At 70.8% G+C, this 11,880-nt stretch carries 9 protein-coding genes and 1 pseudogene; 6 read left to right on the top strand and 4 right to left on the bottom strand.

The genetic code is table 11. The features are described from left to right. Positions 1-5 precede the first annotated feature (5 nt). From STRCI_RS15675 to STRCI_RS15665, 3 genes are all read left to right on the top strand, one after another. Positions 6-1,169, top strand: coding sequence for an acyl-CoA dehydrogenase family protein (locus tag STRCI_RS15675; protein ID WP_269659571.1), 1,164 nt, complete (start codon positions 6-8; stop codon positions 1,167-1,169). A gap of 114 nt (positions 1,170-1,283) precedes the next feature. Next, a complete protein-coding gene (locus tag STRCI_RS15670; RefSeq protein ID WP_269659570.1) occupies positions 1,284-2,441 on the top strand; it encodes an acyl-CoA dehydrogenase family protein in 1,158 nt (385 codons plus the stop codon). 36 nt (positions 2,442-2,477) lie between these two features. Continuing rightward, positions 2,478-3,359: an acyl-CoA thioesterase gene (locus STRCI_RS15665; RefSeq protein ID WP_269659569.1), complete on the top strand. Its 882-nt coding sequence runs from the start codon at positions 2,478-2,480 to the stop codon at positions 3,357-3,359. Here the strand turns inward: STRCI_RS15665 and STRCI_RS15660 are convergent. After that, complete coding sequence (locus STRCI_RS15660; RefSeq protein WP_269659568.1) at positions 3,356-4,144, bottom strand: phosphatase; 789 nt, start codon at positions 4,142-4,144, stop codon at positions 3,356-3,358. The genes STRCI_RS15665 and STRCI_RS15660 overlap by 4 nt on opposite strands. 76 nt (positions 4,145-4,220) lie before the next feature. After that, positions 4,221-5,711, bottom strand: a complete 1,491-nt coding sequence (locus tag STRCI_RS15655) for a PucR family transcriptional regulator (RefSeq protein WP_269659567.1) — start codon at positions 5,709-5,711, stop codon at positions 4,221-4,223. 159 nt (positions 5,712-5,870) lie between these two features. Between STRCI_RS15655 and STRCI_RS15650 the strand changes: the two genes are divergently transcribed. From STRCI_RS15650 to STRCI_RS15640, 3 genes are read left to right on the top strand one after another with little or no spacing between them, the layout of a single operon-like run. Continuing rightward, the gene (locus STRCI_RS15650) at positions 5,871-7,355 is read left to right on the top strand and encodes a sodium:solute symporter family protein (RefSeq protein WP_269659566.1); all 1,485 of its coding nucleotides are present in this window, start codon (positions 5,871-5,873) and stop codon (positions 7,353-7,355) included. A 56-nt stretch (positions 7,356-7,411) separates the two neighbouring features. Then, a complete protein-coding gene (gene speB / locus STRCI_RS15645; protein WP_186287739.1) occupies positions 7,412-8,380 on the top strand; it encodes an agmatinase in 969 nt (322 codons plus the stop codon). After that, a complete protein-coding gene (locus STRCI_RS15640; protein ID WP_269659565.1) occupies positions 8,377-10,071 on the top strand; it encodes a thiamine pyrophosphate-binding protein in 1,695 nt (564 codons plus the stop codon). The genes speB and STRCI_RS15640 overlap by 4 nt, the downstream gene beginning before the upstream one ends. 176 nt (positions 10,072-10,247) lie before the next feature. Here the strand turns inward: STRCI_RS15640 and STRCI_RS15635 are convergent. Then, positions 10,248-10,865, bottom strand: a pseudogene (locus tag STRCI_RS15635) (MmyB family transcriptional regulator); the annotation flags it as partial. A 152-nt stretch (positions 10,866-11,017) separates the two neighbouring features. Next, entirely contained in the window at positions 11,018-11,821 is an 804-nt protein-coding gene (locus STRCI_RS15630; protein WP_269659564.1) for an endonuclease I family protein, read from the bottom strand. Positions 11,822-11,880 lie beyond the last annotated feature (59 nt).

The following is an 11,880-nucleotide window of genomic DNA, read 5'->3' as shown; positions in this document are numbered from 1 at the left end:
CCCCCATGGACCACAAGCTCTCCCCCGAGCTCGAAGAACTGCGCCACACGGTGGAGGAGTTCGCGCACGACGTCGTGGCGCCCAAGATCGGTGACCTCTACGAACGGCATGAGTTCCCCTACGAGATCGTCCGCGAGATGGGCCGCATGGGCCTGTTCGGGCTGCCCTTCCCCGAGGAGTACGGCGGCATGGGCGGTGACTACCTGGCGCTCGGCATCGCCCTGGAGGAACTGGCCCGGGTCGACTCCTCGGTGGCCATCACCCTGGAGGCAGGCGTCTCGCTGGGCGCCATGCCGATCCATCTGTTCGGCACCGAGGAGCAGAAGCGGCAGTGGCTGCCCCGGCTGTGCTCCGGCGAGCTGCTCGGCGCCTTCGGCCTGACCGAGCCGGACGGCGGCTCCGACGCGGGCGCGACCCGGACGACGGCCCGGCTCGACCCCGAGACCGACGAGTGGGTGATCAACGGCACCAAGTGCTTCATCACCAACTCCGGCACCGACATCACCGGCCTGGTCACGGTCACCGCGGTGACCGACCGCAAGCCCGACGGCCGCCCGCTGATCTCCTCGATCATCGTCCCCGCCGGCACCCCCGGTTTCACCGTGGCCCCGGCCTACTCGAAGGTCGGCTGGAACGCCTCCGACACCCGGGAGCTGTCCTTCGCCGACGTCCGGGTCCCGCGGGCCAACCTGCTCGGCACCGAGGGCCGCGGCTACGCCCAGTTCCTGCGCATCCTGGACGAGGGCCGGATCGCCATCGCGGCCCTGGCGACGGGCCTGGCGCAGGGCTGTGTGGACGAGTCGGTGAAGTACGCGAAGGAACGGCATGCCTTCGGCCGTCCCATCGGCGCCAACCAGGCCATCCAGTTCAAGATCGCCGACATGGAGATGAAGGCCCACACCGCCCGCCTCGCCTGGCGTGACGCGGCCAGCCGCCTCGTCTCCGGCGAGCCCTTCAAGAAGGAGGCGGCGCTGGCCAAGCTGTACTCCTCGACGATCGCGGTGGACAACGCCCGCGACGCCACCCAGATCCACGGCGGCTACGGTTTCATGAACGAGTACCCGGTGGCCCGGATGTGGCGGGACTCCAAGATTCTGGAGATCGGCGAGGGCACCAGCGAGGTCCAGCGCATGCTGATCGCCCGCGAATTGGGCCTCGTGGAGGCCTGATCCTGCGGCAAGGGTGACGAGCGTTACGGCCGGGCTCCTCTGGACGGGGCTTCATACTCGCCGGTACGGTTGTCTGAGCAAGCGCTTAGACAGAGCCAGGTGGAGGAGGCGGCCGTGCGCCGTACGGTGTTCAACGAGGATCACGAGGCGTTCCGGGAGACCATCCGCGCCTTCATCGAGGCCGAGGTCGTCCCGGTCTACGACGAGTGGTTCGCGGCGGGCCAGGCGCCCCGCGAGTTCTACTACAAGCTCGCCGAGCTCGGCGTCTTCGGCATCCGCGTGGACGAGGAGTACGGCGGCGCCGGCATCGACTCGTACAAGTTCGAGGCGGTGATGTACGAGGAGACCGCCCGCGCCGGTGTGCAGTTCGGCGGCTCCGGCGTGCACGTGCTGCTCGGCCTGCCGTACATCAAGATGCTCGCCTCCGACGAGCAGAAGAAGCGCTTCCTGCCGAAGTTCGTCTCCGGCGAGGAGATGTGGGCGCTGGCGATGACCGAGCCGGGCACCGGTTCCGACCTCGCGGGCATGAAGACCACCGCCAAGCTCTCCGAGGACGGCACGCACTACGTCCTCAACGGCTCCAAGACCTTCATCACCGGTGGTGTGCACGCCGACCGCGTGATCGTCTGCGCCCGCACCGACGCGCCCAGCGCCGAGGACCGCCGCCACGGCATCTCCCTGTTCGCCGTGGACACCAAGGCCGAGGGCTACTCCATCGGCCGCAAGCTGGACAAGCTGGGCCTGCGCACCTCCGACACCGCCGAGCTGGCCTTCGTCGACGTCAAGGTCCCGGTCGAGGACCTCCTCGGCGAGGAGAACAAGGGCTTCTACTACCTCGGCCACAACCTGGCCTCCGAGCGCTGGGGCATCGCCTTCGGCGCCTACGCCCAGGCCAAGGCCGCGGTGCGGTTCGCCCAGCAGTACGTGACCGAGCGCACCGTCTTCGGCAAGCCGGTCGCCGCCTTCCAGAACACCAAGTTCGAGCTGGCCGCCTGCCAGGCCGAGGTGGACGCGGCCGAGGCCGTCGCCGACCGCGCCCTGGAGGCCCTGGACGCCGGTGAGCTGACCCCCGCCGAGGCCGCCTCCGCGAAGCTCTTCTGCACCGAGGTCGCGCACCGCGTGATCGACCGCTGCCTCCAGCTGCACGGCGGCTACGGCTTCATGAACGAGTACCCGATCGCCCGCCTCTACGCGGACAACCGGGTGAACCGCATCTACGGCGGCACCAGCGAGATCATGAAGTCGATCATCGCCAAGGACATGGGCCTGTAAGGTCCCCGAAATGACTGGCCGGTACAACCAGTTGCCATGAACGAGGCACTACAGGATCTCCTCGATCTGCTCGACCTGGAGCAGATCGAGGAGAACATCTTCCGCGGCCAGTCCCGGTCCGCCGTCGTCCCGCGCGTCTTCGGCGGACAGGTCGCGGCCCAGGCGCTGGTCGCCGCCGGGCGGACGGTCCCCGAGGACCGGTTCGCCCACTCCCTGCACGCGTACTTCCTGCGCATCGGGGACCCCGGCGCGCCCATCGTCTACACCGTCGACCGCATGAACGACGGCCGGTCCTTCACGGCCCGCCGGGTGGTCGCCGTTCAGCACGGGCAGCCGATCTTCGCGCTGTCCGCCTCCTTCCAGCGGCCGGAGGAGGGCTTCGATCACCAGGAGCCGATGCCCGACTCGCCGGACCCCGCGACGCTGCCCACCTCCCAGGAGCGGCTGCGCGGCTACGGCCATCTCGACCGCGCGGTGGTGGACCGGTTCCTGGAGGCACGCGCCGCCGTGGACCTGCGCTACGTCGACGAGCCGCCGTACGGCAGGTTCGGCGAGCCGCGCGAGCCGCACTCCCAGGTCTGGTTCCGCACCAACGGCAAGCTCGGCGACGACCCGCTGCTGCACGTGGTCCTCGCCACCTACGTCTCCGACATGACCCTGCTGGACTCGGTGCTGCTCGCGCACGGCCGGGGCGGCTGGGCCGTCGGCGATGTCGTCGGCGCCTCGCTGGACCACGCGATGTGGTTCCACCGGCCGTTCCGCGCCGACGAGTGGCTGCTGTACGACCAGCAGTCCCCGTCGGCCTCCGGCGGCCGGGGCCTGGGCCAGGCCCGGATCTACACCCAGGACGGCCGGCTGGCGATCTCGGTGATCCAGGAGGGCGTGGTCCGCGCCCCCCGGACTCCCGACAGGCCCTAGACCAGTCCCGCCTCCGCCAGCAGATACGCGGTCATCGCGTCGTAGTAGCGGGGGCTGACCACATGGTCGTCGAGCGGGACCGTCACCTGGACGGTCCCCTCGGACTCGGCGAGGAAGAGGGCCGGGTCGTTGGAGTCCGCGTAGCCGACCGAGTCGACGCCGTGCCGACCGGCATACCCCGCCCAGCCGTGGTCGGCGACGACCAGGTCGGGCAGCGGGTCACCGAGCCGCTCCAGGGCGGTGAGGATCGCCTTCATCGGCGCGCCCGAGTGGGTGTGCCACAGGGTCGCGCCGTGCTCCAGCACCGCCACGTCCGCGAACTGCATGACGTAGCCCTCGTCCGTCTGGAGCCCGTCCGGGATCACCACGATGTCGCAGCCGGCCGTGCGCAGGGCGGCGGCGGTCGCGCGATGCACGTCGAGCAGGCCGCCGGGGTGACCGGTGGCGAACAGCACCCGCTGGCCGCCGTCGGCCGCCTTGCGCAGCCGGCCGGCCATCCGCTCCAGGGCGGCGACGGTCAGTTCGGGGTCGATGGTGTCCTGGCCGTAGCGGTACTCGGGATCGTCGTTCACCCCGACGCGCTCGGCCATCACCGCGAGCACGTCCTGCTCGTCGGTCCAGCGGTCACCCAGCTCCAGACCGAGCCAGAAGTTCCGGTCGCCGTTCGCCAGCTTGCGGTAGTGGGAGAGGTTGTTCTCGCGGGGAGTGGCTACGTCGCCCGCGATACGGGTTCTGACGAGGTGTTCGACGAGCTCGGCGCGGCTGGGTGTCCCGGGTATCGGCATGTGTCCCATTGTGAGGCAGAGTCCTGGTGGCGCGCGGCCTGTCCCGGCCGCTGGGACGTGGGTCACTGACCGAAAGTCACTGACGCAGTGCGAACCAGAGCTCCATGCGGACGTCGGGGTCGTCGAGGTCGGTGTCGAGCAGCGCGGCGCAGCGGGTGATGCGCTGGCGGACGGTGTTGCGGTGCACGGCGAGGGCGACGGCCGTGCGGTCCCAACTGCCGTGCAGGGACAGCCAGGTGCGGAGCGTGTCCACCAGCGCGGGGGTGTGGGCGATCGGTTGGAGGAGGGTATGGGCGTGGGCCTCGGCCTCGTCGTGCGGGACGAGTTCGGCGAGACCGGGGCGGACGCCGTGGCGGACCAGGGGGGTGCGGGTGGCGCGGGCGCGGGCGAGTGCGCGGGCGGCCCGGGTGTCGGCGGCGGGCCAGTCGGCGGGGGGCGCGGGGTCGCTGACGCCGAGGGTCCAGCCGGGTTGGGGAGTCGGGGCTCGGTCGGCGGGGACCAGGATGCGTACGACGTCCTTTGCGAGGTCGACCAAGGGGGAGCCGAGGGCGGTGCCCAGGGCGGAGGCGGCTACCGGGTCGGGGGTGGTGGGGGCGTCGGGGCGGGCGTGCACGACCAGGGACTCGCCGGTGCCGAGGAGGGGGACGACGTCTTGTGGTGCGGCCCCCAGCAGGAGCCGCACCAGTGCGGAGGTGCGGGCCGCGCCGGTGCCGCTCTGCTGTTCCCCGGTGAGGAGGGAGAGGAGTACGGCGGCGACCGAGGCGATGGTGTGGTTGGCGGGGTCGCGGTGCGTTGCCGCCACGCCCAGCACGAAGCCGTGTCCTGGGCCGAGGGCGTAGGTGGCGAGGTGGGTGTTCGCGACCGTGTCCGTGGCTGAGGTGGGGGTGGGCGCAGCTCTGTCGGCACGACTGCCCGCAGCTACGGCCGGTGCAACCACGCCGCTGAGGTCCGCCAACGCCGCCCGCGCCTCGCTCGTCGGCACCCGCCCCGCCTCCGCGATCTCTCCGCCGTCCGGCCCGTACAGCACCGCCCACCCCCCGACCCGCTGAGCCAGTTGCCGTAGCACGGCAGGTACCGGGTCCGGGCGGGAGGCTGCTGCCGCGAGGCTCTGCTGGGCCTCGGTCACCCGGCGGAGTTCTGCCAGGCGGGCCTGGGCCATCAGTTGCCAGACGGCCCTGGCGATGCCGGAGAACGTGGTCTGGGGCGGGACCTCCAGCAGGGGGAGGCCGTAGGTGTCGCAGGCCGCCACCAGGGCGCGCGGCACCGTGTCGTGGACCGGGGCCAGGCCGAAGCCGAGGGCCGCGCCGCCCGCCGCGACGATCCGCGAGACGTAGTCGTCGAAGTACGTGCCCGAGCCCGCCGCGTCCGGGATGTGCACACCCGCGCTCAGCAGCAGCTCGCCGCCCAGGAGGTACGGGTAGGGGTCCGCCATCTCCGAGGTGTGGGCCCAGTGGATGACGGTCGAGGGGTCCCGCGGGCCCGCGATCTGCTGGAGGCCCAGGTCCTCCCGGGCCAGCAGCGCCGACAGCGGGACCGGTGGGGTGGGTGGGACGGACGGGTCCGGCATGGTGTGCGTTCCCTCTACTTCGTAGGGGCTCAATGGATGAAACGTACACTTCCGGGCCTCTTTTCGGCCACCTAGGGTCAACCCCCGAAGCGCTTCAGCCATCACTCGCGGAACCACGGAAGCGGCGGCGGTTCAGCCGCGAAGAAAGGTGGGCCCCACATGGCCGTCGACTACACAGTGATCGTCGTCTATCTGGTCGGCATGCTGGCCATGGGCTGGTGGGGCATGCGCCGCGCCAGGTCCAAGAGCGAGTTCCTGGTCGCCGGGCGGCGGCTCGGTCCCGCGATGTACTCCGGGACCATGGCCGCGATCGTTCTCGGCGGCGCTTCGACCATCGGCGGCGTGGGCCTCGGGTACCAGTACGGGCTCTCCGGCGCCTGGATGGTCTTCACCATCGGTCTTGGGCTGCTCGCCCTGTCCGTCTTCTTCTCCGCCCGGATCGCCCGGCTCAAGGTCTACACCGTCTCCGAGATGCTCGATCTGCGGTACGGCGGCCGGGCCGGGGTCATCTCCGGGCTGGTCATGTGGGCGTACACCCTCATGCTCGCCGTCACCTCGACGATCGCCTACGCCACCATCTTCGATGTGCTGTTCGACATGAACCGCACCCTCGCCATCGTGCTCGGCGGCTCGATCGTCGTCGCCTACTCCACGCTCGGCGGGATGTGGTCGATCACGCTCACCGACATGGTGCAGTTCGTGGTGAAGACCATCGGCGTGCTGCTCCTGCTGCTGCCCATCGCCGTCGTCAAGGCCGGTGGGTTCGGTGAGATGAAGGCGCAGCTGCCCACCGAGTACTTCGACCCGCTGGGCATCGGCGGCGAGACGATCTTCACCTACGTGCTCATCTACACCTTCGGCATGCTCATCGGTCAGGACATCTGGCAGCGCGTCTTCACCGCGCGCAGCGACAGGACCGCCCAGTGGGGCGGCACGGTCGCCGGAACCTACTGTCTCGTCTACGCCCTGGCCGGCGCCGTCATCGGTACCGCCGCCAAGGTCCTCTACCCGAACCTGGCCAGTGCCGACGACGCCTTCGCCACCATCGTGAAGGACGAACTCCCCGTCGGTGTCAGGGGACTGGTGCTGGCCGCCGCCCTCGCCGCCGTGATGTCGACCTCCTCCGGCGCGCTGATCGCCTGCGCCACCGTCGCCAACAACGACATCTGGTCGCGGCTGCGGGGCGTGATCCGGCCGTCCGGGGAGGCGCACGACGAGGTCAAGGGCAACCGCGCCTTCATCCTGATCATGGGCGTGGGGGTCATCGCCACGGCCATCGCGCTGAACAACGTCGTCGAAGCGCTGACGGTCGCCTACAACCTCCTGGTCGGCGGACTGCTCGTACCGATCCTCGGCGGACTGCTGTGGCGGCGTGGCACTGCGCAGGGCGCCCTCGCCTCGGTGATCGTCGGCGGACTCGCGGTCGTCGGCCTGATGGCGACGTACGGAATCCTCGCCAATGAACCCGTCTACTACGGCCTGCTGTCTTCCCTTGCGGCCTACGTCGCCGTCTCCTTGGTGACGAAGCCCACCGACGCGGCCGTCCTCGCCGCCTGGCGGGAGCGCCTCGCCGGACGGGCGCCCGACCCCGACCCCGACGCCGATCCCGAACTCGTGTCCGAACCGGTCCCGGCTTCCCAGTAGAGTCGTAGCCAAAGATGTACATACGCGATGAAGCGTAGGAAAGAAGGCATATCCCCATGAGCAGCAACGAGACGCCCCGCGGCCCCGTCGACTCCTCGCGCATCCCCCGGTACGCCGGACCCGCGACCTTCGCCCGGCTGCCGCGCCTGGACGAGGTCGGCACCGCGGATGTCGCCGTGGTCGGCGTGCCCTTCGACTCGGGCGTCTCGTACCGGCCGGGCGCCCGATTCGGCGGCAACGCCATCCGTGAGGCGTCCCGGCTGCTGCGCCCCTACAACCCCGCGCAGGACGCCTCCCCGTTCGCGCTGGCCCAGGTGGCGGACGGCGGGGACATCGCCGTGAACCCGTTCAACATCAACGAGGCCGTCGAGACCATCGAGGCCGCCGCCGACGACCTGCTCGGCACCGGCGCCCGCCTGATGACCCTCGGCGGCGACCACACCATCGCGCTGCCCCTGCTCCGGAGCGTCGCGAAGAAGCACGGCCCGGTCGCCCTGCTCCACTTCGACGCCCATCTGGACACCTGGGACACGTACTTCGGCGCGGAGTACACCCACGGCACGCCCTTCCGGCGCGCGGTGGAGGAGGGCATCCTCGACACCTCCGCCCTCTCCCACGTCGGCACCCGCGGCCCGCTCTACGGCAAGCAGGACCTCACCGACGACGAGAAGATGGGCTTCGGCATCGTCACCTCCTCCGACGTCTACCGCCGGGGCGCCGACGAGATCGCCGACCAGCTGCGCCAGCGCATCGGCGACCGGCCGCTGTACATCTCCATCGACATCGACTGCCTGGACCCGGCGCACGCGCCCGGCACCGGCACCCCCGAGGCGGGCGGCATGACCTCCCGCGAGCTGCTGGAGATCCTGCGCGGACTCGCCTCCTGCAACCTGGTCTCGGCCGACGTCGTCGAGGTGGCGCCCGCGTACGATCACGCCGAGATCACGTCGGTGGCCGCGTCCCACACGGCGTACGAACTGACCACGATCATGTCCCGCCAGATTGCAGAGGCCCGCGCGAAGTGACTCACGACCACGACCTGGTGCTCCGCCCCACCGCCGCCCAGACGGAGGCCGCGCTGAACCCTCCCCCCGGCCGCACCGGCGGAGACCTGGTCGTGGAGACACTGGCCGGGCTCGGTGCCACCACCGTCTTCGGCCTGCCCGGCCAGCACGCCCTCGGCATGTTCGACGCGCTGCGCCGCAGCGATCTGCGCTACATCGGGCTGCGGGTGGAGAACAACGCCGGGTTCGCGGCGGACGCCTACGGCCGGATCACCGGCGAGGCGGCCCCGCTGCTGCTGTCGACCGGCCCCGGCGCGCTGACCTCCCTGGCCGCGCTCCAGGAGGCGGCCGCCGCCTCCGCCCCCGTCCTCGCCATCAGCAGCCAGATCCCGACCGCGGGCCTGGGCGGCGGCCGCCACGGCTATCTGCATGAACTTCCCGACCAGTCGGCCTCGTTCCGGGGCGTGGTGAAGTCCGTGCACACCGTCCGCACGCAGTCGCAGATCCCGTCCGCCGTCGCGGCGGCCTGGAAGGCGGCGCTGACCGCGCCGCACGGCCCGGTGTGGGTGGAGATCCCGCAGGACGTGCTGCTCGCCGAGACCTCGCTGCCGGTGGTGACGGGCGGCGACGCCTTCCCCGACGAGCTGCCTCCGCGTCCCGAACTGACGGCTGTGGCAGCCGACTTGCTCTCCAGGGCCGAGCGCCCGGCGATCATCGCGGGCGGCGGGGTCGTACGGGCGGACGCGAGCGGCAAGCTCCGGCAGCTCGCCGAGCTGCTCCGGGCGCCGGTCGTCACCACCCCCGGCGGCAAGGGTGCGTTCCCGTGGACGCATCCGCTGTCCCTCCAGTCCTGGCTGGAGGACCGGTACACCACGGACTTCCTGGAGGACGCGGACGTCCTGCTGGTGGTCGGGTCCGGTCTGGGCGAACTCTCCTCCAACTACCACACGTTCAGGCCGCGCGGCCGGGTCGTGCAGATCGAGGCGGACCTCGGGAAGCTGGAGTCCAACCACCCCGCGCTCGGCATCCACGCGGACGCCCGGCTCGCGTTGCAGGCGCTGCTGGAGACGGTGTCGAAGCGCACGGACGACTCGGCGCCGGAGCGGGTGCGGGACGTGCTGTCCCGCGTGCGGGAACGCATCGCGTCCCAGGAACTCACCCTGGAACAGGAGGTGCTGGCGTCGGTCCGCACGGCCCTGCCCGCCGACTCGCCGTCCTTCTGGGACATGACGATCCTGGCGTACTGGGCCTGGTCCGCCTTCGACGCCAAGGGCCCGAACCACATGCACTCCGCCCAGGGCGCCGGCGGCCTCGGCTACGGCTTCCCCGCGGCGCTCGGCGCGGCGGCGGCCGACCCGACCCGGCCGGTGCTGGCGGTCTCCGGCGACGGCGGCGCGCTCTACTCCATCGCGGAACTGGCGACGGCCCGCCAGTACGACCTGGGCGTCACCTGGCTGATCATCGACGATGGCGGCTACGGCATCCTGCGCGAGTACATGACGGACGCCTTCGGTGAGCCCACGGCGACCGAACTGACCCGCCCGGACTATGTGGCGCTGGCCGAGTCCTTCGGCGTGCCCGGGGTGCGTACGACGCCCGAGACGCTGGCGGCGGACCTGGCGAAGGCGCTGGCGACGCCGGGGCCCTCGGTGGTCGTACTCCCGGCGGTGCTGCGGATGTTCGCGCCCACGCACCTGACGTCGGAGCGGTAGAAGCTGAGGTTGATCCGGGCCCCGGGGGCGACGATCGGCTCGGCCAGGCAGGTGGCGAGCCAGCCGGGGCCGTGCACGGCGTGGTGGACGGGCAGTTCCGAGCCGTCGACGTGAGGGAGGGGCACGGAGGCGGAGGCGCGGTAGAGCGGCCCGGCCGACGGGTCGGCGAGGACGTCCCGTTCGAGCGCGGCGAGCCCGGTGCTCCCCGGGCGGAGCTCCACGGCGTGCTTGAGGAACGGCATGACGGCCGGGGCCCAGGTGGTCGGCCAGTCCCGCAGCGTCCCGGTGCGGATCTCGGGGTCCAGGAGCAGACCGCGCATGATGTTGGCCGGGGCGTGCCCTTCGGGGAAGAGCAGCCGGTAGTCCTCGTTGTGGGCGACGACGTCGAACTCCGCGTTGCTCACATACGCGACCGCCCCGCTCACCCGGTCGAGCAGCCCCCGCCACATCCCCGACAGGGACATCCCGGAGCTGTCGTGCAGCGTGCGGGGCGGGTTCTCCTTGCGAGTCAGCTGCCAAAGGAAGGTCCACTCCTGCTCGCTGAGCTCCAGCGTCTTCGCCACCGCGGTGAGGAAGTCGGCGGCCGGGCGGACGAGTTGACCGTTCTCGAACCGGTTGTACGTCCCCCGCGCCCGCCCCAGCAGCTCGTCCATCTGCTCCTGGTTCAACCCCGCGGCCCGCCGCCCGGGCCCGGCCACCCGTCGCGGGAACCCCTTGGCCACGGGGTCGATGGCGGCCCGCCGCGCCTGGAGCACCTTCTTCAGCGCCGCTCGGTCGCCGGTATTGAGTCGCATGGGTCGCATTATCTGCAATTTTATGACGTGGAAAGAAAGATCGTCGCGGGTGAGACTCCTCGTCGGAGCGGCCGCGGAACGAGGCCGGAGCGACGTACTCCGCACCAGGGTGACTGGGGAGCCCTGGTGCGGAGTACGGGGATGCCGGGTGACTACCAGATCGCCTCGACCCACTCCGGGTGGTCGATGAACGGGTTCCGGTTGCCCTGGTAGTTGGTGTAGATGAGCTGGTTGCGGCGCTCCTCGAAGGCGTCCGGCGGGTCCTCGTCGTTCCAGGCCTTCAGGACCGAGAGCCGGCCGTGGTAGGGCACGCTGCCGTTGGTGACGGCGTCGTTGGGCTCCAGGTTCGGCCAGCTGTCGTCGCCCTCGTAGCGGACGGCCATGTAGAGGATCATGCGGGCCACGTCGCCCTTGACGGCGTCGCGGGGCTCGAAGGAGTTGGAGTCGGTCAGGCTGCCACCGGAGTTGGTGAAGCTGCTGCCGCCGTTGTCGAAGTCCTTGTTGCCGCGGATGGAGTTGACCGACACGTCCTCCGGGCGCAGGTGGTGCAGGTCGGTGCCCGGACCGGCCGAGGTGCCGAAGTCGCCGTGGGACTGCGCCCAGACGTGCTCACGGTTCCAGTTCCCGCTGTTGCCGCCGTTGAGCGACTTGCTGCGGGAGATGCCCGAGTACAGCAGCTTGACGTTGTTGCTGTTGTTCGGGTCCTGGTCGGTGACCTTCAGCGCCTCCCAGACTGCGGAGTACGACAGCTTGGTCTGCGGGGTGATGATCGTGTGCAGCGCGCTCTTCAGGCTGGTGCCGGACTTGCCGATCGCGTTCTTGTAGTACGTGCTGTCATACGCGGTCGTGGTGGCCGCGGCGGGGGTCGCGGTGAGAGCGGGGGCACTGAGCCCGACCAGGACCGTGGCGGTGGCGAGGGCCACCGCCCTCCAGCGGGGTATGCGTGTCGCCAGCATGTGGGGAGTCCGATCTACGCGGGTTGATTGAAGGCGGCACCAGGGAGAGTGACATGGAC

The sequence above is a fragment of the Streptomyces cinnabarinus genome, assembly GCF_027270315.1.
Taxonomy (GTDB): Bacteria; Actinomycetota; Actinomycetes; order Streptomycetales; family Streptomycetaceae; genus Streptomyces; species Streptomyces cinnabarinus.
This window is presented reverse-complemented; position numbering and strand designations above follow the sequence as displayed.